Consider the following 23,381-nt stretch of genomic DNA (forward strand, 5'->3'; position numbering starts at 1 on the left):
TCAACAGCAGAAGCCGGCCAACTTCCATCGATTATTAGGTGAGCTGAGACACTTGCCTAACAATCAAAGGTCAACAGGGCTTGTGGCCGACGGTTCCGTCGCTCAACGGACACGGCCGGTGTGCCGGGCGTTAACCCGTGGCACACCGGCCGTGGCTGGCGTCTCGGACCGGTCAGGTCCAGGCGAGCAGCGCCGCCTCGGGGTCGGCGAGGAAGTCGCCGATGTCGCGCAGGAACTTCGAGCCCAGCTCACCGTCGATGATCCGGTGGTCGAAGCTCAGCCCCAGCGTGGTGACCTGCCGTGCCTTGACCTTGCCCTTGTGCACCCACGGCATCTCCCGCACCGCGCCGAAGGCCAGGATCGCCGACTCGCCCGGCGGCAGGATCGGCGTGCCGGTGTCCACCCCGAACACCCCGACGTTGGTGATGGTCAGGGTGCCGCCGGACATGTCGGCGGGCGAGGTGCGGCCGGACTTGGCGGTCTGCACCAGGCCGTTCAGCGCGTCGGCCAGCTCCCGCAGCGAGAGCCGCCCGGCGTCCTTCACGTTCGGCACGATCAGGCCGCGCTCGGTGGCCGCCGCGATGCCGAGGTTGACGTACTCCTTGACGACGATCTCGTCGCCGGCCCAGGTCGAGTTGACCATCGGGTGACGCTTGACCGCCAGCAGCACCGCCTTCGCCACCAGCAGCAGCGGCGAGACCCGGACGTCACGCCACTCCCGTCGGCCCCGCAGGCGCTCCAGCGCCCTCATCGTCCGGGTCACGTCGACGGTCAGGAACTCCGTCACGTGCGGGGCGGTGAACGCCGAGCGGGACATGTTCTCGGCGGTGAGCTTGCGGACGCCCTTGACCGGGATGCGCTGCTCACGGTCGACGCCGAAGCTCGCGGCGCTCGTCGCGGTCGAGGTGACCGCGACCGGCTCGGCCGCCGCGACGGCCCCGCTCGCGGCCTGCTGTACGTCCTCGCGGGTGATCGAGCCGAGCGGCCCCGACCCGGTCAACGTGCTCAGGTCGACGCCGAGGTCCTTGGCGAGCTTGCGGACCGGCGGCTTGGCCAACACGAGCCCGCCCGGCACCGTACCGGCGTGCCCGTTGCCTACCGGCTGCGGCGCGACAGGTGCCGGCGGGACCGGCTGCGGTGCGACAGGCGTCTCGGCCTGCGTCGGGACGGCGCCCTTGCGGGGCCGGCGCTTCGCGGCGGTGGTACGCGGGCCGTACCCGACAAGCACCGCCGTCCGCCCGCCCGGGGCGGCGCCGCCGATCAGGCCCGGCTCGACCATTCCCTCGGCCGGGGCCACCTCCACGGCCGCCAGCGAGGCCGCCGACGGGGTGGGCAGGTCGCCGCTGGGCGTGGCAGTGGTCGACGGCGTCTCCAACGGGCCGGCGCCGGGGTCGGTGTCGATCGCGATGATCGGCGTACCGACCTCGACAGTGGTGCCCTCCGGGTGGTGGATCGCCTGCACCTGCCCGGCCCACTTCGCCGGGATCTCCACCGCCGCCTTGGCCGTCTCGACCTCGACGATCGGCTGGTTCAGCTCGATGGTGTCGCCGACCTTCACGAGCCAGGCCAGGATCTCGCCCTCGGTCAGCCCCTCGCCCAGGTCGGGCAGGTTGAACGTCTTGATCCGGGACATGTCGCTCACCAGCCGAAGGTGCGGTCGACGGCGTCGAGCACCCGGTCGAGGTCGGGCAGGTACTCCTCCTCCACCCGGGCGGCCGGGTAGGGGGTGTCGAACCCAGTGACCCGCAGCACAGGCGACTCCAGGGAGTAGAAGCACTCCTCGGTGATCCGAGCGGCAAGCTCGGCGCCGAGGCCGATGTTGGACGGCGCCTCGTGCACCACTACCGCGCGGCCTGTGCGCTTCACCGACTCGTAGGCGGCGGCGAGGTCCAGCGGGGACAGCGAGCGCAGGTCGATGACCTCCAGCTCCCGGCCGTCCTCGGCGGCGGCCGTCGCGGCCTCCAGGCAGGTCCGCACCATCGGGCCGTACGCCAGCAGTGTCACGTCGGTGCCGGGCCGCACCACGCGAGCCGAGTGCAGCGGGTACGCGTCGGACAGCGGCGCGTCCAGGTCGACCTGGCCCTTCTCCCAGTAGCGCCGCTTGGGCTCCAGGAAGACGATCGGGTCGTCCGAGGCGATGGCCTGCTGGATCATCACGTACGCGTCCTGCGGGTTGGAGCAGGTCACGACCTTCAGGCCGGCGGTGTGGGCGAAGTACGCCTCCGGCGACTCGGAGTGGTGCTCGACGGCGCCGATGCCGCCGCCGAACGGGATCCGGATGACCATGGGGATGCTGAGCCGGCCACCCGAGCGGTAGTGCATCTTCGCCACCTGCGACACGATCTGGTCGTACGCGGGGTAGACGAAGCCGTCGAACTGGATCTCGCAGACCGGCCGGTAGCCACGGATGGCCAGGCCGACGGCGGTGCCGATGATGCCGGACTCGGCAAGCGGGGTGTCGATCACCCGCTGGTCGCCGAAGTCCTTCTGGAGCCCGTCGGTGATCCGGAAGACGCCGCCGAGCTTGCCGACGTCCTCGCCCATGATGATGACCTTGGGGTCGGTCTCCAGGGCGCGGCGCAGGCCGGTGTTGAGGGCCTTGCCGAGGGTGAGCGTCTCCGTGGCCATCAGTGGGCGCTCCCCTCGAACGACTCCATGTAGCTGTTGAACTGCGCGCGCTGCTCGTCGAGCAGCGGCGACCCGTTGGGGTAGACGTTGTCGAACATCGTCACCGGCTCCGGGTCGGGCATGCTGAGCACCCGCTCGCGCAGGTGCACCGACTCGCGGCGGGCCTGCTCGTCGACCTCGGCGAAGAAGGTCGCGTCCGCGATCTGCTGCTTCTCCAGGAAGGCCCTGACCCGGATGATCGGGTCCTTGGCCTGCCACGACTCGACCTCACTGGCGATCCGGTATCGGGTCGGGTCGTCGGAGGTGGTGTGCGCGCCCATCCGGTAGGTGTACGCCTCGATCAGGCTCGGGCCCTGCCCGTGCCGGGCGTTGTCAAGCGCCGTGCGGGTGACCGCGTACGACGCCAGCACGTCGTTGCCGTCCACGCGTACGCCGGGGAAACCGAAGCCGGCGGCCCGCTGGTAGAGCGGGACGCGGGTCTGCCGCTCCAGCGGCTCGGAGATCGCGTACTGGTTGTTCTGGCAGAAGAAGACAAGCGGCGCGTTGAACACGCTGGCCCAGACGAACGCCTCGTTCACGTCGCCCTGGCTGGTGGCCCCGTCGCCGAAGTAGGCGATGGCCGCCTCGCCGTCGTCGGTGCCGACCTTCCCGTCCATGGTGATGCCCATGGCGTACCCGGTCGCGTGCAGGGTCTGCGCGCCGATGACGATCGTGTACATGTTGAACTTGAACTCGTTCGGGTCCCAGCCGCCCTGGTCGACACCGCGGAAAAGGCCCAGCGGCATGATCGGGTCGATGCCCCGGCAGTAGAGGACGCCGTGCTCCCGGTAGGTCGGGAAGGCCATGTCCTGTGCCCGCAGCGCGCGCCCGGAGCCGACCTGCGCGGCCTCCTGGCCGAGCAGGCTGGCCCAGAGGCCCAGCTCGCCCTGGCGCTGCAGCGCGGTCGCCTCGGCGTCCAGCTTGCGAACCAGCACCAGATCGCGGTAGAGCCCGCGGTACTCCTCGTCGGTGAAGTCGACGCGGTACTCGGTGCCGTCCGGTCCGGTGGCGCTGTCGATCCGCTCGCCTTCGGGGGTGAGCAGCTGCACCAGCTCGGGGTCGCCGGCCGCGCCCTTCTTGGAGCGGGGAGCTGCCCGCCTGCTGCGGGTGGTGCCCCCGGGGTCGCCCTTTGCCATCGGTCTCTCCCTGTCGTGTCTGCGTCGGCACCGGGGGATCACCCGGCCACGCAACTCGTGCGCCTGTCCGGCTGCTGCCGGACCGGTTCCTGGCGGCCGCGCCTAGCCCCGGTGGGGGTTGCCGCGCGGCATGAGCCGGGGTTCTGGCCGAAACCCGGTTCGGGAGCGCCGGCGCCGGGCCGCGCCTGCCGCGAGGGTGCGCGGAGGTCACGGCTGCGTTGCCGTCGTGCTCCATATTCGCAGAGCAGGTGAGCGCGCCCACAGTACGCCCGCCCCGCATTCCGACCGCCTACGGTTTGATGTTCTTTGTCTTCCTCGTGCCGGCCTGCGTCTACCGGGCGATCCGGTGCTGATTCGTCACCGTTCGGTCAGTGCCGCGTGTCGACACGCGGTGGATGTTGGCTGACGGAGGGTGACTGGGCGAGGCTGATTACCGCAGGAACGTACCGATCGGGTGATTAGCCGGATTCCCACCGGTGAACGCCTCGGGCGTCCTCCAACGGCGACGACAAGGGGTGCGCGGTGGACGAGCCAGGTGACGGTCCCGGCACACCCGCGCTCGGCCGCCACCGGTCGCCGGGCGGCTACCGCCGGGTGATCGGGTCGCACCGGGCCCCCGGCGCGGGCGGCCCCTCCCGGGGCTACCTGCTCACCGTCGCGCTGCTGGCCGGCACCGCGTCGATGCCCGTCCTCGCGGCGGTCAGCGCGGGCTCGGCCACCCCGGGCAGCAGCGCGCTGCCGGACACCAGCACCCCGTTCATCCCGACCCCGTCGGTCGGGCCGGTGGTCATCCCGATGCCGGTGACCAGTCAGCCGCCGCCGCTCGCGCTGCCGTCACCGGGCACACCCAGCGCCGGTCCGACCGCGACCGCCGAATGGGTGCCCGCCGCCCCCTGGCGTCTGCCGGACGAGTCGTGGTCCGGCCCGACGGCCGACGACCGGCTGCCCACCCGCCGGGAGGTGCCCGCCCCGCCGGGGTCGCGACCCACCCGCAGCGTCCCGCCGGCCGCGCCGCCGCCGCCGTCCAGCCCGTCGCACTCACCGACGCCGACCGGATCACCGGCCCCCGACCCGACCGAAACGCCCACGCCGAGCCCGACGCCGTCCGACCAGGTGACACCCACCGCCACCGGTTCGTCGACAGCCACGGCCGTCCCCACCAGCACCCTCTCCGCACCCGCCAGCACCTCCCCGCCGCCCCCCACGCCCGACCCGCCCCCCACGCCCGACCCGCCCCCCACGCCCGACCCGCCGGAGCCCACCACCGAGCCGTAACCAACGTCGTCACACTCGCGCAACGTGTCGGCCCACCGCAGCGCGGCTGCCGAACCGCGGTGATCAAGAGATTTGCGTCAGTAATCGCGGTCGCGGTGACGCAAACTTCTTGATCACCGCGGTCGGGCGCGACCGCTCGCGTCGCCCGAGCCGGCACCGTCGGCCGGACCCGGCGGTACGGTGACGAGCAGGCGTTGCCGGGACGGCGGTGGTCGGCGGTAGGCGCGTACCGGAGGGGGTGGCGTGGGCGGCGGTGCGGAACCCCGCCCGGTCGCCGCCCGGCCCGGTCCGGGGCTGCGGGTCGCCCGACTGGTCACCGAGCTGTCCGCCCCGGCCGTGCTGGTGTCGCTGCTGATGGTCGCCGTGAGCTGGCACAGCACGCGGGGCAGTGCGCACGGCCTGCTCTGGGGTCTGCTCGCGACGCTCTTCGTCACCGGCATCCCGTTCGCCTACATCGTCGGCGGGGTCCGCCGCGGTCGGTTCACCGACCACCACATCGGCCGTCGGGAGCAGCGCAGGGTGCCGCTACTGGTCGGCCTCGGCTCGGTCGCCGCCGGGCTGGCCCTGCTCGTCGTCCTCGGGGCACCCCGGCCGTTGCTGGCGCTGGCGGTGGCCGGGCTGGTCGGCCTGGTGGTCGCCGTGTCGGTGAGCCACTGGTGGAAGATGTCGATCCACTCGGCGGTCTCCGCCGGCACCCTGGTCATCCTGGCGCTTACCTTCGGGCGCGGGTTCCTCGCCGCCGTGCCGCTGTTGGCAGTGGTCGGCTGGTCCCGCGTACGCCTGCGGGACCACACCGTCTCGCAGGTGCTCGCCGGCGGTGTGCTCGGCGCGCTGATCGCCGCTGTCGTCTTCGGTCTGCTGCGCTGACTGACAGTCGTCGGGCGGGCGGCGCGGGGCCGCCCGCCCGGCGGTCGTCAGGCGCCGTCGTCGGCGAGGCGGTGCCGGTTCGCCTCGATCCAGGCGTCCAGCGCGGCCGGGTCGTCCGGGTCCACGCCGTCGGCCATCAGTTGCGCGACCGCGGCCGTGGCCGGGCTGCGCCGCTCGCCCGTCGAGTAGAGCCTGGCGAACTCCGGCACCATCTCCTCGATCGCCTCGTCGGTGCGCGTCGCGGCCGCCTCGGGCAGCCCACGCTGTCGCGACGCGTACCGGGCCCAGGCGCGCAGCACCCGGGGAAGCATCGCCGCGTCGTCCATGTCCAGCACGGCACGGCGGTGCACCCAGTCGAGCAGGAAGAGCCCGGACACCGCCGGGCTCCACCGCATCGGATCGGCGTCCGGGAAGGCGGCCGAGTGGTCAAGCAGCAGGCTCAGGCAGAAGTGCAGCGAGGCGAGTTCCGGGCCGTCGACGCTGTCGAGCCCGAACCGGGCGGCCTCCGGCGCCGCCAGGAACCGCCGGACCAGGTCGGTGCGCTCGGCGGCGGACAGCGGCTCGACCTCCGCCGGGCCGGTCGGGTCGGCGGCCGTGGGCAACAACGCCAGCCGGGCGCCGACCAGCGCGCGGTCGGTGGCCAGCGAACCCTCGCCGGGCAGCTCGGTCAGGTCGTCGGTGACCGAGAGGTGACGGGCCACCTCGCCGCGCAGCCGGGACGGATCCTCGGTACGGAACCAGGTCAGCTCGTCGTCGGCGCACATCTGCCGGACCTGGTCCAGGATCCGCTCCGCCGGCCCGCCGACGAAGATGTCCTTGGTGATCCCGATGTTGTGGTCGATGAGGGCCACCAGGGCGTGCTCCGGGCCACCGGCCGCGTCGTCGTACGCGAAGGTGGCGAGGTAGGAGGTCTGGTCGCCGTACACGTCGCCGTACGCCCAGCTGCCGGTGAGGTGCACCCGGCCGAGCTGACCGGCCCAGGCGGGCGCCTGGCTGCCCGGACGTACCCGCTCGGTGCCCTCGGCGGTCGGGACGAGCGCGGCGAAGACTTGCCGGATGGTGGTGGCCGCCGCGATCCGACGGCGGGCGGTGGCGGCGAGGAACCCGGTGACGAACTCCCGCACGGCGGTGTCGCGGTCGGTCTCCGCGATCGAGTAGACACTGCCCAGCAGCGCGCTGCCGAGCATCTCGGCGTCCAGGGCGGACTCCAGCTTGGTCACGTCGCGTGCGGCGTGCAGCACCGCGTCGTAAGGGGTCTGAGGCGTGGCCATGCTTCGACCCTACGCCGGTCGGGGCGTACGCAGAGGCGTCAGCGGGCGGCGGCGTCCCGCAGCGCGTCGCGTGCCTGCGCGTAGGAGGCCAGCACGATCCGCACCGGGGCGAGCACGTACTCCTCGCCGACGCGGGCGACCTCGGCTGTCAGCCGCTGCTCGGCGCGGCTGCGGGCCCGCCGGGCGGCCCAGCGCACGACCGGGCGGGTCAGCGCCGCCACCAGCAGCCCGGCCAGCAGGCCCCCGAGCAGCAGCAGCGTGGGCAGCGGCACCTGGCCGACCATCGGGTTGTCCAGCGCGGGCAGGCCGAGCGCCCGCAGCGCGTAGCCGAGCACCAGCCAACCCAACCCGACCACGGCGGCCAGGGTGACAAGCCACTGCACACCACCGACGACCCGCCACCAGAGCGGCCGCCGGCCCAGGCCGAGGTCGGTGCCGGCGATCGTCCGGTCCAGCGCGTCCGGCAGGTCGCCCAGGCGGGACCGGGCGGCGGAGGTGACCGCCGCCGGCCAGGCGGCGGGCAGGTCGGCGGCGGCCCGGTCGGCCACCGCGCGGATCGCCAGGCCGAGCGCCGAGCGCTGGGCGGCGGTCGGGTCGGGCACCGAGGTCGCCGCGACCAGGCTCTCCGCCGGGTCGGCGTCGCCGCCGGACGGGCCGGGCAGGTGCAGCCGGCGCAGCGGGTCGGGTCGGAGCCGACGCCAACCCCGCACCAGCGGCCAGCCGGTGGCCGCGCCGGCCCGATGCCGGTACGCCTGTTCCACCGCCTCGGTCACCGCCGGCACACCGGCCGTGCCCGCCAGTGCCCGGTTCAGCGCCCCGACGGCCGTGTCGTCCGGGCCGCCCGCCGGTCGCGCCGAGCCGACCAGCTCGTCCAGCCCGGCGACTACCGAGTCGACGTCGCCGGCCAGCCGACGCAGGGCCGCCTGCCGCTCGGCGACCGTACGCTCCAGCGCGGCGCGCAGCCCGACCATCCCGGCCGGGTCGATGGCGGTGGTGGCCAGCAGCGGCACGCCTGTCAACCCGTCGGAGTCGAGCAGTCGGCGCAGGTCGTCCAGGACGCGGGGCAGCTCGGTGGGCGACAGCCGGTCGGCCTGGTTGAGCACGACCACTGTGACGTCCCGGTGCCTGTGGAACTCGCGCAGGTAGCTGTCGTGGATGACCCGGTCGGCGTACTTCTGCGGGTCGACCACCCAGACCACCTGGTCGACAAGGCCGAGCAGGCGGTCCACCTCCAGGCGGTGGGACCGCTGCACCGAGTCGAAGTCGGGCAGGTCGAGCAGGATCAGCCCGTGCAGCGCCGTCTCGTCGTCCCCGTCGAGCGCGCTCTCCCGGACGAAGCGGTGCCGGGGCAGCACCCCGGTCCAGTCGAGCAGCCGGTTGGCGCCCTCCAACGCCCCCCACACGCACGCGTGCGTCACACCCGTGGTCGGCCGGCGGACCCCGACCGGGGAGAGTTCCAGCTGGGCCAGCGCGTTGAACAGGCTGGACTTGCCGCTGCCGGTGGCGCCGGCGAGGGCCACCACGGTGTGGTCACGGGACAACGCGAGCCGGGTGCCGGCCCGCTCGACAAGTGTGTGCGCGGGCACCAGCTCGGCGTCCGGCAGCAGGCCGTCGACGGCGGTCAGGAACCGGCGTACGGCGTCCAGGCGGGCGATCAGCGCGTCCGGGTCGACACGCTGGTCGCCGCGGAACGCCTCGCGTACCCGGCCGGCGATGTTCGTCACCGCGAACCCTCCTCGTCGCCGACCGGCAGGACGCCGTCGCCGGTGGCCAGGCCGCTGCGGTGCCGCGCCAGCTCGACCCGGCCGGCGGCCCGCCGCAGCGCGTCGCCGGCCGCCTCGGCGGGCCGGGCGTCGGCGGTGCGGGTCAGGAAGCGGTCGGCCTCCGCGTCCAGCAGCGTCCGGACCCGCGCCACCAGGTCGACCCGGGCCTTCGCGGCGAGGGTACGCACCGCCTGGTCACCGAAGATCGCCTGGAGGACGGCCTGTGCGGCGACTGTCGTGCCGGCCCCGGTGGCCAGCTCCAGCCCGGTGGGGATGAACGCGGTCGAGGCGAACACGGCGATCATCACGGCGAGCCCGGTGGCGTTCACCGCGTACGCGGCCGTGCGGGCCACGAACCGCTTGTCGGCGCCCTCGACCCGAACCAGCTCCAGCACGCCGCGTTGCCAGTCCCGGACCATCCGTTCGGCGCGTTCGGGCAGGTCGTCGCTCGGGTAGGCGAGCCCCGGCTCGAGCAGGTCCGTCCCGGCCGGATGTGCCTTCCACCCGGTGTACGCGGATTCGGCGGCCTCGGAAGCGACGCCTCGCAGCAGGGTGACGAGCTGCGACTCGATGGCGTTGCGCAGCTCGGCGGCCGGCGCGGGCCGGCCGGTGACGGCGGCCACCACCCGGTCGCGGAGTCGCCCGATGCGGGCCTCGAGCGTGCGGAAGAACTCGCCGGTTCCGACGAACTCCTGCCAGCGGGCAAGCACCTCACCGCGGAGCAGACGACCGTCCTGGAGGCCCTGCTCGACGGTCCGCTCGGCACCCCGGTACGCGCCCCGGACCCGTTCGTCCAGGCCGTCGGCGGCGGTGACCTGCTCGTCCGCGGCGTCGGCCAGCTCCTCGACGGCGGGGTGCAGGGCGGCCAGTGCGCCGTCCAGGGTCTGCCGGACCACCGCCGCGCGGGCGTCGGCGTCGGCGGCCAGCCGGCCGAACCAGTCGGCCAACGCCGCGGTGACCCCCTCGGGCAGCAGCCCCTGACCGTCGACCCAGGTCTCCGGGAGGACGAACAGCGGCGCCCGGCCCAGATCCTGCGCGGCGAGCATCTCGGCCAGGTGCGCGGCGATCTCGTCGCTGGCCTCGGCGGGCACCCGGTCGAGCACCATGGCGATCACGGCGCCCCGGGCCCGCGCGCTGCGCAGCAGCTCCCACGGCACCGCGTCGGCGTATCGGGCGGCGGTGGTGACGAAGAGCCAGAGGTCGGCGGCGGCGAGCAGTTGACTCGCCAGCGCCCGGTTGGCGTCGACGACTGAGTCGATGTCCGGCGCGTCGAGGAAGGCCAGACCCGGCGGCAGGGCGGGGGCGGTGACCAGGTGCAGGGAGCGTGGGTCGTCGCTCGGCTCGGTGGTGCGGGTCAGACCGGGCAGCAGGTCCCCCTGCCGGAACCAGGACGCGTCGGCGGGGTTGCAGACCAGCACCGGGGAGCGGGTGGTGGGCCGCAGCACGCCGGCGGCGCTGACCCGGGCCTTGACCAGGCTGTTGACAAGTGTCGACTTGCCCGCGCCGGTGGAGCCCCCGACCACCACGAGCAGTGGGGCGTCCAGTCGGGCGAGGCGGGGCAGCAGGTAGTCGTCGAGCTGGTCGGTGAGGGCGCCGGCGGTGTGCCGTGCGGAGGCGGCGGAGGGCAGGGCGAGCGGATAGCGGGTGGCACCGATCGCGGCCCGGAGGCCCGACAGCGCGCCGGGGAGGCTGTCGTCCCCGGTGGTGGCGGGCGGCTCCTCCGCGGCGTCCGGCGGGCCGGTGCGGGCTGCGACGGCGGGCGCGCCGGAACGGGTGGCGGAATCGCCGTGCGTCGTCACCGCTAAAGCGTGCCCGACCGATGCAAGGGAAGACAACCGGACGGTAATAACGGCTGGGTTGCGTCGGGTCGGCTCAACTCGACTTGACGATTCGCCAGCGCGTGGCACTATTGAGTCAAGTTCACTCAACTTGTGGTGGGGTCCGCTGCGGGCGGTGCCCGCCAGCAGCCCACGGGCGACGCCCGTCACCTGCACAACCTTACGAAGCGAGGAAGCGAAGATGGCACGTGCGGTCGGTATCGACCTCGGCACGACGAACTCCTGCGTCAGCGTTCTCGAGGGCGGTGAGCCCACGGTCATCGCCAACGCGGAGGGCTCGCGGACGACTCCGTCGATCGTCGCGTTCGCCCGCAACGGCGAGGTGCTCGTCGGTGAGGTCGCGAAGCGCCAGGCGGTGACCAACCCGGACCGGACGATCCGTTCGGTCAAGCGCGAGGTCGGCACGAACTGGTCCGTCGACATCGACGGCAAGAAGTACACCCCGCAGGAGATCTCGGCCCGGACGCTGATGAAGCTCAAGCGGGACGCCGAGGCGTACCTGGGCGAGCAGATCACCGACGCGGTGATCACCGTCCCGGCCTACTTCAACGACAGCCAGCGCCAGGCCACCAAGGAGGCCGGTGAGATCGCCGGCTTCAACGTGCTGCGGATTGTCAACGAGCCGACCGCGGCCGCCCTGGCGTACGGGCTGGACAAGGGCTCCAAGGAACAGACCGTCCTGGTGTTCGACCTCGGCGGCGGCACCTTCGACGTGTCGCTGCTTGAGCTGGCCGAGGGCGTCATCGAGGTCAAGTCGACGAGCGGTGACAACCACCTCGGTGGCGACGACTGGGACCAGCGGATCATCGACCACCTGGTCAAGACGTTCCGCGGCGAGCACGGCATCGATCTCGGCCAGGACAAGATGGCCCTCCAGCGCCTCCGCGAGGCCGCCGAGAAGGCCAAGATCGAGCTGTCCGCCGCCACCACCACCAACATCAACCTGCCGTACATCACCGCCGGCTCGGCCGGCCCGCTGCACCTCGACGTGACGCTCAGCCGCGCCGAGTTCCAGCGGATGACGCAGGACCTGCTGGACCGCTGCAAGGGCCCGTTCGAGCAGGCCGTGAAGGACGCCGGGATCAAGATCTCCGACGTCGAGCACGTCATCCTCGTCGGTGGTTCGACCCGGATGCCCGCCGTGACCGACCTGGTCAAGCAGCTCACCGGCCGCGACCCCAACAAGGGCGTCAACCCGGACGAGGTCGTCGCCGTCGGCGCCGCCCTGCAGGCCGGTGTGCTCAAGGGCGAGGTCAAGGACGTCCTGCTGCTCGACGTGACCCCGCTGAGCCTGGGCATCGAGACCAAGGGCGGCATCTTCACCAAGCTCATCGAGCGCAACACCACCATCCCGACCAAGCGCTCCGAGGTCTTCACCACGGCGGACGACAACCAGCCGTCGGTGCTGATCCAGGTGTTCCAGGGTGAGCGGGAGATCGCGGCGTACAACAAGAAGCTCGGCACCTTCGAGCTGACCGGCCTCCCGCCGGCGCCGCGCGGCGTGCCGCAGATCGAGGTCGCCTTCGACATCGACGCCAACGGCATCGTCAACGTGCACGCCAAGGACCTGGGCACCGGCAAGGAACAGAAGATGACGATCACCGGCGGCTCGTCGCTGCCGAAGGACGACATCGAGCGGATGCGCCGGGACGCCGAGGAGCACGCGGAGGAGGACAAGCGCCGCCGCGACGACGCCGAGACCCGCAACGTGGCCGAGGCGCTCCAGTGGCAGACCGAGAAGTTCCTCGCCGAGAGCGGCGACAAGCTGCCCAGCGAGAACCGGGAGCAGCTCAACGAGGCGCTCGGTGAGCTGCGCGGCGCCCTGGGCGGTCAGGACATCGAGAAGATCAAGTCCGCTCACGAGAAGCTGGCGCAGGTCTCGCAGCAGGCCGGTTCGCTGCTCTACTCCCAGCAGGCCGAGCAGGGCCAGCAGCCGGGCGGCGAGGCCGGTCCGGGTGCGGCCGGTGCGACAGGTCCGCAGGCCGGCGCCGCCGGTGGCGCCGACGACGTGGTCGACGCGGAGATCGTGGACGAGGACGGCAAGAAGTGACAATCGGCCTCCGACACGTATCCACGGCGAAGGGGATGAGGTAGCCGCATGACGCAGAAGCCACGAGCCGCCGACCCGGGCGACACCGGGTCGACGCCGGGTGGCTCCGCGCCCACGGAGCCGGCCACCGGCGACGGGGAGCGGGTCGTCATCCGCAACAACCGCAAGCTCACCGACACGTCGGAGCCGGAGGGCACCGCCGCGGACGCGGGCAGCGACGTACCGGCCGAGGGCCTCGTCGAGGACGCCGAGATCGTCGTCGACGAGATCGAGGTCGAGGTCAACGCCACCGACGGGCCGGAGCCGTCCGGCCCGCCGGTGGTGGACGCCCCGGCGCAGCCGGTCGACGGCGGTGGTGTCGGCACGTCGCTCGGCGCCGAGCTGGAGGCGCTCCGGGCCGACCTGGACGAGCGGACCAGGGACCTCCAGCGGGTGTCGGCGGAGTACGCCAACTACCGCAAGCGGGTCGACCGGGACCGCAGCCTGGTTCAGGAGCAGGCGACCGGCTCGGTGCTGGCCGCGCTGCTGCCGATCCTCGACGACCTGGACCGGGCCCGGGAACACGGCGACCTGGTCGGGCCGTTCGGAACGGTGGCGGAACAGCTCACCACCGCGCTGGGCAAGTTCGGCCTGAACGCCTTCGGCGAGCAGGGCGACCCGTTCGACCCGACCCGGCACGAGGCGGTCGCGCACCAGACCTCGGCCGAGGTCAGCGAGCCGACCTGCGTGCAGGTCATGCGGCGCGGCTACCAGCTCGGTGAGCGGCTGCTGCGCCCCGCGCTGGTAGCGGTCGCGGATCCGGAATAGTGCGAGACGGTGACCGGGCCGTCCCGTCCCCCGCACAGCGGTGGGCGGGACGGCCGGGCCACGACTGTCGGAAGGGGGTGGTGGACCGGTGAGTTCGAAGGACTGGCTCGAGAAGGACTTCTACGCCGTGCTCGGCGTGGACAAGGCCGCCTCCGCGGATGACATCAAGAAGGCGTACCGCAAGCTGGCCCGGGAATCGCACCCGGATCACAATCCGGGCGACCCGCAGGCCGAGGAGCGGTTCAAGGCCGTGTCCGAGGCGTACAACGTACTGTCGGACGCCGGCCGTCGCCGGGAGTACGACGAGATGCGGTCGCTGTTCGGTTCGGGCGCGTTCCGGCGCAACGCCCGGGCGGGCGGCCAGCCGGGCGGGATGCCGTTCGACGTCTCCGACCTGTTCGGCGGCGGTGCCGCCGGTGGCGGTGACCGCCGCTTCGGTGGGGCCGGCTTCCAGGACCTGTTCAGCTCGATCTTCTCGGGCGGGCAGGCCGGTGGGCAGGCCACTCCGCGTGGTCCGGCGCGTGGCCGGGACGTGGAGACCGAGGTGGCTCTGGACTTCGGCGACGCGGTGGGCGGGGTGACCCTGCCGCTGACGTTGCGCGCCCCCGGCGTCTGCGACACCTGCCACGGCAACGGCGCCAAGCCCGGCACCCAACCGCGTACCTGCCCGGTCTGTCACGGCGCCGGGGTCACCACCCGCAATCAGGGGTCGTTCAGCTTCTCCGAGCCGTGCGGCAACTGCCAGGGCGTCGGGACCGTGGTGGAGGAGAAGTGCCCGGAGTGCCACGGCAGCGGCGGGGTCACCAAGACCCGCACGATGAACGTGCGCTTCCCGGCCGGTGTGGCCGACGGCCAGCGCATCAGGCTGGCCGGGCGCGGTGAGCCTGGTGAGCGTGGTGGCCCGGCCGGTGACCTGTTCGTGCACGTCAAGGTCCGGCCGGACGAGCTGTTCGGGCGTACCGGCGACGACCTGACGTTGACCGTGCCGGTGACCTACGCGGAGGCCGTGCTCGGCACGGACCTGCGGGTGCCCACGCTCGACGGCGCGGTGACGCTGCGGGTTCCGCCGGGCACGCCCAGCGGGCGGGTGCTGCGGGCCCGGGGCAAGGGCGTGGTCCGTCGCGACGGCCAGGCCGGTGACCTGCTGGTCACCCTGGACGTGGTGGTGCCCGCCCGGCTGTCGGACGAGGCACGGGCGGCGCTGGAGGCGTTCGCGGAGCAGAGCCCGCCGGCGGCGCGGGAACATCTCGACGCCCGGGTGCGTCGGGTCGGTTAGTCCGGTGGGATGGACGCGGAGGTGAGCGGGATGTCGGGCGAGTTTCTCGGTTCGGGTGACCCTGCCTACGAGGCCAAGGTGCTCATGATCTCGGTGGCGGCACGGATGGCGGGCATGCACCCGCAGACCCTGCGCCAGTACGACAGGTTGGGGCTGGTGCAGCCCGGCCGGGCGGCTGGCGGTGGCCGCCGGTACAGCGTCCGGGACGTGGTGCTGCTGCGCGAGGTGCAGCGGCTCAGCCAGGACGACGGGATCAACCTGGCCGGCGTCAAGCGGATCATCGGGCTGGAGCGGTTGCTGGAGCAGGCGCAGCAGCGGGTCGCGCGGCTGGAGGCGGAGCTGGATGCCGCGTACCGCCGGGTGGCCGAACTGGAGTCGTTGGCCCGCTTCCCGGGCCGGGATCTGGTGCCGACCAACCGCACGTCCACCGCGCTTGTGGTCTGGCGTCCCCGCCGTACGCCCGACCGCTGATCCTGTCTCCTCGGCCTGGCCCGTGCCGGATTTTCCGGCGCGGGCCAGGCCGTTTCCGTTAGCCTGTCGATACGGGTCCTATCGCCTTAATTCGGGCCTATCGGCGCGGTTGGGGGAGCGATGGCGGAGCCGGCGAAGAAAGTGGCCCAGCAGACGGAGGACCGGCTGGAAGATCTGGCCGACACCGTCCGGGAGAAGTTCGACAAGGTGACCGAGGGAAGTTTCCGGGATCGGATCATTGAGGGGCGGTTCGCCGAGCAGTCCGACGGCGACCACCGCCGATCCGAGACCGAGCGGAAGCCAGACTGACCGATCCGGTAACCGACGTGCGGGCCGGGACCCACGGGGGGTCCCGGCCCGTTCGTCCTTGCTGATGCGGGCCGGGACGCGGGGATGCCGCGGCGGGGGTCCCGGCCCGTTCGTCCTTGCTGATGCGGGCCGGGACGCGGGGATGCCGCGGCGGGGGTCCCGGCCCGTTCGTCCTTGCTGATGCGGGCCGGGACGCGGGGGATGCCGCGGCGGGGGTCCCGGCCCGTTCGTCCTTGCTGATGCGGGCCGGGACGCGGGGGATGCCGCGGCGGGGGTCCCGGCCCGTTCGTCCTTGCTGATGCGGGCCGGGACGTGGTGTTGCTCCGGCAGGAGACGTGGTGTTGCTCCGGCAGGAGACGTGCCCCGCGCGCCCTATGGAGCTGAGTACGTCCACGGCATCATGCATGCCTGATCCCACGCCGGTCGCGTGGTAATCGGCGCGCGATTCGTTTGCGGCATCAGCTCCAAAGGAGCCGCGGACCACCTGGAATCCGCTGCGGACGGGCGTTCGGACGTGGCCTCAGCCGAGGCGGCGGTTCTCGCGGACCAGGCCGCCCTCGCACCAGTCGCGATACACGAAGAGATCCGGTCGGGCCAGCAGCACGCGGCCGTTGTGCGCCCAGATCCGCATCAACTCGTCGCCGTCGCGCTCGGCCTGCTCGACCAGCTTGCGGAAGCGGCGCTTGGGGTGGGCGCGGAAGTTCGTCCGGATGCCGTCCGCGGCGTAGATGTAGAGGCAGTGCAGCGCGAAGCGCCGGGCGGGGCAGGTCGGGTCCATCGCCAGCTCGAAGAGCGTCAGTACCAGGCGGTCGCCGGAGACCAGAAGGTCCCAGTCGGGTGGCATGGACGACAACGGCACCGAATCGGGCTGGAACGCCCAGGCTCGCAACTCCGCCGGCGTCGGATCGACGGGGTTGGCAAAGCCGTGGAACGTCGACTCCTGCACGCTCACCGGCCAACCTTCCGCTCTCGCCCGCGTTGGCACCGCCGTTCGCGGACCGTGGCTGCTGGGGCGAAACGGTAACCCGCCGCCGGGTGCTGCGGTAGTACCCGCAGGGAGCAATTCGGCATCCGTCGGCCGGCCTGGCCCGAACGGCCGTTCGGGTGTCCTGGCCAGCGCCGCTGCCGCACCGAACGGGCACGACAGCGGCGGTGCGGGTCAGTCGTGGATCGGCACCGGGTCCCGCCGCTGGGCCGCCGCGCGGTTGCGTAGCCACCGCTTGAACCACGGGAAGTCCGGCAGCCGGGCCAGGATCGGCCCCGTCACCACGGTGATCAGGACGTACGTCGCGGCGAGCGCGGCCAACCGCGGCTCGACGCTGCCAGCCGCGACCGCGAGCCCGGCGATGACGATCGAGAACTCCCCTCGGGGTACGAGGGCCAGACCGGCCCGCCAGCGACCAGGCTCGGCGATCCCGACCCGGCGGGCCGCCAGGTAGCCGGTAAGCGTCTTCGTGGCCATGGTGACCACTGCCAGCGCGAGCGCCGGCAGCAGCACCGGCGGGATCTCCCGCGGGTCGGTGACCAGGCCGAAGAAGACGAAGAACACCGCGGCGAACAGATCCCGGAGTGGCGACAGCAGTTCGGTGGCGTGGTGGGCCACCGGACCGGAGAGCGCGATGCCGACCAGGAACGCGCCGACCGCCGCCGACACCTGGAGCTTCGCCGCGATTCCCGCGATCAGCAGGGTCAGCCCGAGGACGCCCAGCAGCAGCGCCTCCGGATCCTTCGCGGACAGCGCGGACGAGATCAGGTGGCCGTACCGGATGGCGACCACAAGCACGATCAGCACCGTGGCCACCGCGACGGTGAGCGCGATGCCGCCGCCGAGCAGGCCGGTGCCGGCCAGTACGGCGGTTACCAGCGGCAGGTAGAGCGCCATCGCCAGGTCCTCGATCACCAGCACCGAGAGGATCACCGGGGTCTCCCGGTTACCGAGTCGACCCAGGTCGGCGAGGACCTTGGCGATCACCCCGGACGACGAGACCCAGGTGATGCCGCCGAGCACGAGGGCGGCCACCCAGTCCCAGCCGAGCAGCAGGGCGAAGATGGCGCCGGGTAACGCGTTGAGGACGCCGTCGATCAGGCCGGCCGGTGCTGCCGAGCGGAGGTTGCCGACCAGCTCGTTCGCCGAGTACTCCAGGCCGAGCATCACCAGCAGCAGGATGACGCCGATCTCGGCGCCGACCGCGAAGAACTCCTCGCTCGCGGCGAGCGGAAGCAGCCCACCGTGACCGAAGGCGAGCCCGGCGAGCAGGTAGAGGGGAATGGGCGACAGGCCGACGCGGCGGCTGAGTCGGCCGAGGAGCCCGAGCAGCAGCAGCAGCGCGCCGACTTCGACGAGCAGTGTGGTGGATTCGTGCATCCGCCTCAGCCGTCCGGGTCACTGTCGGCGAGGATGGCGGACACGCCGTCGAGACCCTGACGGGTCCCGACCACGACCACCACATCACCGGCCGCGAAGCGGAAGGAGGGCTCGGGCGACACGTTCACCGTGCCATCGCGCAGCACCGCCACGATCGAGGCGCTGGTGCGGGTACGCGCCTTGGTGTCGCCGAGCATCCGGTTGACGTACCGCGACCCCGCCGGGATGGCGATCTGCTCGGTGAGCAGACCGGCAGCCTGCTCGCGCAGCCCGGAGAGTTGACCGAGCATCAGCGACGCGCCGAGGATGTCGGCCAACGCCTCCGCCTCGTCGTCGGTCAGCGGGATGTCCGCCTGGCAGGAGTCGGGATCGTCCGGATCGTAGAGGACAAGATCACGGCGGCCATTGCGGTGGGAGACCACGCCCAGGCGGCGTCCGGACTCCGTCACCAGATCGTGGCGTACCCCGATCCCCGGTAAGGCGGTCTGCTCGACACGTACTCGCACCCGCCCAGGCTACCGCGAGGTAAACAAAAGGCAGATCTTGGAGCGAGCACGCCACCGCGCCAGGCGCACCGCCTTGATTCACTCAACATCGCCGAAATGGCGGTATCGAGCACGGCTGGACACCCCAATGTCGGCGATGTCGTGTCGATGATGAAGCGGCCGCCCGACGCGCCGGTGCCCGCCCGGACTGAGCGGGACGGGCACCGGCGGCGCGTGAACGGTCAGCGGAGGCTGGCGAAGAACTCGCGGATGTCTCCGACCAGGACGTCGGTGGCCTGGTGGGCGGCGTAGTGGCCGCCGACGTCGCCGCGTCCCTCGACGTCCGTCTCGTACGCCGTCCAGCGGACGATGTTCGCGTGGTCCCGCTCGGCGAAGCGGCGGATGGACTGGAAGTCGCCGGGGAACATGGCCAGCGCGGTCGGTGCCGTGGTCGGCTCGGACGGCTGCTCGCCCGCGTGCGCGTCCTCCCAGTAGAACCGGATCGCCGAGGCGGCGGTGCCGGTGAACCAGTAGAGGGCGACGTTGGCCAGGACGAAGTCGTCGTCGAGGCTCTCGTCGAAGAGTTGGGCGTTCCAGGCCAGCAGCCCGATCGGCGAGTCGGCCAGGCCGTACGCCAGGGTCTGCGGTTGCTGGCTGTGCACCTGGTTGAAGGAGAACTTGTTCTCGTAGAACCACTGGAGGTGCCCCAGCGCCGCCTGGTCCGCGTCGGTCAGCCCGGCGAACTCGGCCGGGTCGCCGGACGGGAACGAGAAGAGCTGGGTGACGTGCACGCCGAGGACGTGCCCCGCGTCGATACGGCCCAGCTCCGGCGCGACCATCGAGCCGGCGTCGTTGCCGATGGCGCCGTAGCTGTCGTACCCCAGGCGGTTCATCAGCTCGGCCCAGGCGCGGGCCGTGCGGAAGCGGTTCCAGCCGGCGCTGCGGGTGGGGCCGGAGAACCCGAAGCCCGGCAGCGACGGGATGACCAGGTGGAAGGCCGGCGTCGTCGGGTCGCTCGGCGCGGTGAGCGACCCGACGACGTCCAGGTATTCCAGCACCGAACCCGGCCAGCCGTGGGTGAGCACCAGGGTTGTGGCGTCCGGCCGGGACGACCGGACGTGCAGGAAGTGGATCTGCTCGCCGTCGATCTCCGTGACGAACTGCGGGTGGGCGTTCAGCCGGGCCTCGACGGTCCGCCAGTCGAACCCGTCCCGCCACCTGTCGACGAGCCCGCGCACCCGGTAGGCGCTCATGCCGTACGCGTCGCCGGCGCCGGGCAGCTCGGCGGGCCAGCTCGTGCGACCGAGGCGGGCGGCCAGGTCGTCGAGGGCGGTCTGCGGGATCTCGACGCGGAACGGACGGATCGCGGTGCCGGTCATCTCGAACTCCTTCGGAACGGAATGTTTCGTTCTGCAATCACCGTAGCAGAGCGGAACGATCCGTTCCACTGTTAGGCTGACGGCATGGCAACGTCCCCCAGGCCCCTGGCCGGCCGCCGCGCCCAGGCCGCCCGCAACGACGAGGTGATCCTCGAAGCCGCCCGCGCGGTCTTCCTCGACGATCCGAAGGCCCCGATCGCCGCCGTCGCCGACCGCGCGGGCGTCGGCATCAGCGCGCTCTATCGGCGGTACGCGGGCAAGGAGGCCCTGCTGCGCCAGCTCTGCCACGACGGGTTGCGCCGGTACATCGCCGTGGCCGAGGAGGCGCTCGCCGAGCCGGACGACTGGGCCGCGTTCGCCGGGTTCCTGGCCGGGGTGGTCGACGCCGACGTGCACTCGCTCACCGTCCACCTGGCCGGCACCTTCGCCCCGACCGAGGAGATGGGCCGGGACGCGCTGCGCGCCGGCGAGCTGGCCACCGCGCTCGTCGAACGGGCGCACGCCACTGGGCGGTTGCGCGCGGACGTGGTCGTCCAGGATCTGGGGCTGGTCCTGGAGGGGTGCGCGGCGGTGCGGGTGCCCGATCCGGAGCGGACCCGCGAGCTGCGCCGCCGGCAGCTCGCCGTGCTGCTCGGGGGTCTGTCGACAGCCCCGGACTCCGACCCGCTGCCCGGCCCACCCCCGGCGGCCGGGGAGTTCGACTGGCGGTGGCGCGTGCGCGAGTGACGGGCGTCACAGCGGTAGGGTTGAGTGGAATACGCTCAACTCTGGTTGTGTCCAACCCAATGGACAACGCCGATCCGGGGGAGCCCATGAACACGGAAAGACTCACCACCAAGAGCCGCGAGACCATCACCGGCGCAGTCGCGCTTGCCAACAAGCGTGGCCACGCCACAGTCGAGCCCTGGCACCTGCTGCTGTCCCTGCTGGACACCGACGGCTCGACCGCCGCCGGCCTGCTGCGCGCCGTCGGGGCCGACCCCGCCGAGCTGCGCCGGGCCGCCCAGCGGGCGGTCGACGCCCTGCCGGCCGCGCGGGGCTCCAGCATCGCCGAGCCCACCCTGGCTCGGGAGTTCGTCAACGCCATCGCCGCGGCCGAGCAGATCGCCCGGCCGCTGGGCGACGAGTACACCTCCACCGAGCACCTGCTCGCCGGCCTGGCCCGGGTGGGCGGCGCGGTGTCCGCCGCGCTGAAGTCGGCAGGCGCCACCGAGGAGGCCCTGGTCGCCGCCTTCCCGACCGTTCGCGGCGGGGACCGGCGGGTCACCACAGCCGACCCGGAGCAGACCTACCAGGCCCTCACGAAGTACGGCGTGGACCTGACCGCAAGCGCCCGTGACGGCAAGATCGACCCGGTGATCGGCCGGGACTCGGAGATCCGCCGGGTCATCCAGGTGCTCTCCCGACGTACGAAGAACAACCCCGTCCTGATCGGTGAGCCCGGTGTCGGCAAGACCGCAATCGTCGAGGGCCTCGCCCAGCGGATCGTGGCCGGCGACGTCCCCGAGTCGCTGCGCGACAAGAAGCTGGTCTCGCTTGACCTCGGCGCGATGGTCGCCGGCGCCCAGTACCGGGGTCAGTTCGAGGAGCGGCTGAAGTCCGTGCTGGAGGAGATCAAGAACTCCAACGGGCAGGTCATCACGTTCCTCGACGAGTTGCACACGGTCGTCGGCGCCGGCAAGGGCGAGGGCTCGATGGACGCCGGCAACATGCTCAAGCCGATGCTGGCCCGCGGTGAGCTGCGGATGGTCGGCGCGACCACGCTTGACGAGTACCGCGAGCACATCGAGAAGGACCCGGCGCTGGAACGGCGTTTCCAGCCGGTGCTTGTCGGTGAGCCGACGATCGAGGACACCATCGGCATCCTGCGCGGGCTCAAGGAGCGCTACGAGGTGCACCACGGCGTCCGGATCACCGACGCCGCGCTTGTCGCCGCCGCGACGCTCTCCGACAGGTACATCACCGACCGGTTCCTGCCGGACAAGGCGATCGACCTGGTCGACGAGTCCGCGTCCCGGCTGCGGATGGAGATCGACTCCCGGCCGGTCGAGGTGGACGAGATCGAGCGGGCGGTCCGCCGGCTGGAGATCGAGGAGATGGCGCTGGCCAAGGAGCCGGACGCCGCGTCCGCCGAACGGTTGGCGCGGCTGCGCCAGGAGTTGGCCGACAAGCGCGAGCAGCTCACCGTGCTCTCCGAGCGCTGGCAGACCGAGAAGAGCCACATCACCAAGCTCTCCACCGCCAAGGAGGAGTTGGAGCGCCTGGGCGGCGAGGCCGAGCGGGCCGAGCGGGACGGGGAGCTGGAGCGTGCCGCCGAGCTGCGCTACGGCCGCATCCCGGCGCTCAACGTCGAGCTGAAGCAGGCCGAGGAGGAGCTGGCCCAGCTCCAGGCCGACGGCGCGATGCTCAAGGAGGAGGTCGGCGCGGACGACATCGCCGCGGTGGTCGCCTCGTGGACCGGCATCCCGGCCGGTCGCCTGCTCGAAGGCGAGACGGCCAAGCTGCTGCGGATGGAGGAGTCGCTGGGCGGCCGGGTGATCGGCCAGGCCGAGGCCGTGGGCGCGGTCTCCGACGCCGTACGCCGGGCACGGGCCGGTGTCGCCGACCCGGACCGACCGACGGGCAGCTTCCTCTTCCTCGGCCCGACAGGTGTCGGCAAGACGGAGCTGGCCAAGGCGCTCGCCGAGTTCCTCTTCGACGACGAGCGGGCGATGGTCCGCATCGACATGAGCGAGTACGGCGAGAAGCACTCGGTGGCCCGGCTGGTAGGCGCCCCGCCCGGGTACGTCGGCTACGAGGAGGGCGGGCAGCTCACCGAGGCGGTGCGCCGCCGGCCGTACTCGGTGATCCTGCTGGACGAGGTGGAGAAGGCCCACCCGGACGTCTTCGACGTGCTGCTCCAGGTGCTCGACGACGGTCGGCTCACCGACGGTCAGGGCCGCACGGTGGACTTCCGCAACGCGATCCTGATCCTCACCTCCAACCTCGGGTCGTCGGTGATCAGTGACCTGACGTTGGCCGAGGAGCAGCGCCGGGAGGGCGTCCTCGCCGTGGTCCGGTCGCACTTCAAGCCGGAGTTCCTCAACCGGCTGGACGACATCGTGGTCTTCGCCTCGCTGCGCGGCGACGACCTGGGCGCCATCGTCGACATCCAGCTCGACCGGATGCGAAACCGTCTTGCGGACCGCCGATTGGCACTTGACGTCACCGAGTCCGCCCGTCAGTGGCTGGCCGAGCACGGCTACGACCCGATCTACGGCGCCCGCCCACTCCGCCGCCTCGTCCAGACGGCAATCGGCGACCAGCTCGCGAAGGCTCTGCTGTCTGGCGCAATCCGAGACGGCAACACGGTAAAGGTAGACCAAACCCCGGGCACGAGTTCCCTGACGGTAACCCCGGCCTGACCCGCGGTGATCAAGAGG

Annotated in this window: 19 protein-coding genes; 9 read left to right on the plus strand and 10 right to left on the minus strand. The window is 72.3% G+C overall.

What is annotated here, in order from left to right; genetic code table 11:
- Positions 1–172 precede the first annotated feature (172 nt).
- From OOJ91_RS21830 to pdhA, 3 genes are read right to left on the minus strand one after another with little or no spacing between them, the layout of a single operon-like run.
- A complete protein-coding gene (locus OOJ91_RS21830) occupies positions 173–1,633 on the minus strand; it encodes a dihydrolipoamide acetyltransferase family protein (protein ID WP_266249793.1) in 1,461 nt (486 codons plus the stop codon).
- 5 nt (positions 1,634–1,638) lie between these two features.
- Entirely contained in the window at positions 1,639–2,628 is a 990-nt protein-coding gene (locus tag OOJ91_RS21835; RefSeq protein WP_151492115.1) for an alpha-ketoacid dehydrogenase subunit beta, read from the minus strand.
- Positions 2,628–3,803 (minus strand): pyruvate dehydrogenase (acetyl-transferring) E1 component subunit alpha, encoded by a 1,176-nt coding sequence (gene pdhA / locus OOJ91_RS21840; protein ID WP_266247731.1) that lies wholly within the window; start codon positions 3,801–3,803, stop codon positions 2,628–2,630. The genes OOJ91_RS21835 and pdhA overlap by 1 nt, the downstream gene beginning before the upstream one ends.
- 522 nt (positions 3,804–4,325) lie before the next feature.
- Between pdhA and OOJ91_RS21845 the strand changes: the two genes are divergently transcribed.
- On the plus strand, positions 4,326–5,078 hold the full coding sequence (locus OOJ91_RS21845; protein WP_266247733.1) for a hypothetical protein: 753 nt from the start codon (positions 4,326–4,328) through the stop codon (positions 5,076–5,078).
- Between the two features lie 243 nt (positions 5,079–5,321).
- Positions 5,322–5,945 carry a phosphatase PAP2 family protein gene (locus OOJ91_RS21850; RefSeq protein WP_266247735.1) on the plus strand — a complete coding sequence of 208 codons (624 nt, stop codon included), beginning with the start codon at positions 5,322–5,324 and terminating at the stop codon, positions 5,943–5,945.
- Between the two features lie 47 nt (positions 5,946–5,992).
- Here the strand turns inward: OOJ91_RS21850 and OOJ91_RS21855 are convergent, their stop codons facing one another.
- The 3 genes from OOJ91_RS21855 to OOJ91_RS21865 are packed head-to-tail and all read right to left on the minus strand — an operon-like array spanning position 5,993 to position 10,778.
- Positions 5,993–7,216 (minus strand): hypothetical protein, encoded by a 1,224-nt coding sequence (locus tag OOJ91_RS21855; RefSeq protein ID WP_266247736.1) that lies wholly within the window; start codon positions 7,214–7,216, stop codon positions 5,993–5,995.
- A 38-nt stretch (positions 7,217–7,254) separates the two neighbouring features.
- A complete protein-coding gene (locus OOJ91_RS21860) occupies positions 7,255–8,940 on the minus strand; it encodes a GTPase (protein WP_266247739.1) in 1,686 nt (561 codons plus the stop codon).
- Entirely contained in the window at positions 8,937–10,778 is a 1,842-nt protein-coding gene (locus tag OOJ91_RS21865) for an ABC transporter (RefSeq protein WP_266247740.1), read from the minus strand. The genes OOJ91_RS21860 and OOJ91_RS21865 overlap by 4 nt, the downstream gene beginning before the upstream one ends.
- A gap of 220 nt (positions 10,779–10,998) precedes the next feature.
- On the opposite strand from OOJ91_RS21865, the gene dnaK reads away from it, so the two are divergent.
- The 5 genes from dnaK to OOJ91_RS21890 all read left to right on the plus strand — a co-directional run bounded on the left by dnaK (position 10,999) and on the right by OOJ91_RS21890 (position 15,730).
- The gene (dnaK, locus tag OOJ91_RS21870; protein WP_266247742.1) at positions 10,999–12,867 is read left to right on the plus strand and encodes a molecular chaperone DnaK; all 1,869 of its coding nucleotides are present in this window, start codon (positions 10,999–11,001) and stop codon (positions 12,865–12,867) included.
- 48 nt (positions 12,868–12,915) lie between these two features.
- Positions 12,916–13,674, plus strand: a complete 759-nt coding sequence (gene grpE / locus OOJ91_RS21875) for a nucleotide exchange factor GrpE (protein ID WP_266247745.1) — start codon at positions 12,916–12,918, stop codon at positions 13,672–13,674.
- Between the two features lie 88 nt (positions 13,675–13,762).
- On the plus strand, positions 13,763–14,950 hold the full coding sequence (gene dnaJ / locus OOJ91_RS21880; RefSeq protein WP_266247746.1) for a molecular chaperone DnaJ: 1,188 nt from the start codon (positions 13,763–13,765) through the stop codon (positions 14,948–14,950).
- 30 nt (positions 14,951–14,980) lie between these two features.
- Positions 14,981–15,421 (plus strand): heat shock protein transcriptional repressor HspR, encoded by a 441-nt coding sequence (locus tag OOJ91_RS21885; protein WP_030332087.1) that lies wholly within the window; start codon positions 14,981–14,983, stop codon positions 15,419–15,421.
- Between the two features lie 120 nt (positions 15,422–15,541).
- Positions 15,542–15,730, plus strand: coding sequence for a hypothetical protein (locus OOJ91_RS21890; protein WP_266247752.1), 189 nt, complete (start codon positions 15,542–15,544; stop codon positions 15,728–15,730).
- Positions 15,731–16,250: 520 nt separating this feature from the next.
- On the opposite strand, the gene OOJ91_RS21895 is transcribed toward OOJ91_RS21890, so the two are convergent.
- From OOJ91_RS21895 to OOJ91_RS21910, 4 genes are all read right to left on the minus strand, one after another.
- Positions 16,251–16,682: a hypothetical protein gene (locus tag OOJ91_RS21895; RefSeq protein ID WP_266247753.1), complete on the minus strand. Its 432-nt coding sequence runs from the start codon at positions 16,680–16,682 to the stop codon at positions 16,251–16,253.
- A 207-nt stretch (positions 16,683–16,889) separates the two neighbouring features.
- A complete protein-coding gene (locus tag OOJ91_RS21900) occupies positions 16,890–18,095 on the minus strand; it encodes a cation:proton antiporter (RefSeq protein ID WP_266247754.1) in 1,206 nt (401 codons plus the stop codon).
- A gap of 5 nt (positions 18,096–18,100) precedes the next feature.
- Positions 18,101–18,601: a cation:proton antiporter regulatory subunit gene (locus OOJ91_RS21905; RefSeq protein WP_007454242.1), complete on the minus strand. Its 501-nt coding sequence runs from the start codon at positions 18,599–18,601 to the stop codon at positions 18,101–18,103.
- A gap of 221 nt (positions 18,602–18,822) precedes the next feature.
- Positions 18,823–19,959: an epoxide hydrolase family protein gene (locus tag OOJ91_RS21910; protein WP_266247758.1), complete on the minus strand. Its 1,137-nt coding sequence runs from the start codon at positions 19,957–19,959 to the stop codon at positions 18,823–18,825.
- Positions 19,960–20,043: 84 nt separating this feature from the next.
- Here OOJ91_RS21910 and OOJ91_RS21915 point away from each other — a divergent pair, with 84 nt between their 5' ends.
- Positions 20,044–20,685 carry a TetR/AcrR family transcriptional regulator gene (locus OOJ91_RS21915; protein WP_266247759.1) on the plus strand — a complete coding sequence of 214 codons (642 nt, stop codon included), beginning with the start codon at positions 20,044–20,046 and terminating at the stop codon, positions 20,683–20,685.
- Positions 20,686–20,771: 86 nt separating this feature from the next.
- A complete protein-coding gene (gene clpB / locus OOJ91_RS21920; RefSeq protein ID WP_266247760.1) occupies positions 20,772–23,363 on the plus strand; it encodes an ATP-dependent chaperone ClpB in 2,592 nt (863 codons plus the stop codon).
- The last annotated feature ends 18 nt before the right edge of the window (positions 23,364–23,381 follow it).

It is taken from the genome of Micromonospora lupini, from assembly GCF_026342015.1.
Taxonomy (GTDB): Bacteria; Actinomycetota; Actinomycetes; order Mycobacteriales; family Micromonosporaceae; genus Micromonospora; species Micromonospora lupini_B.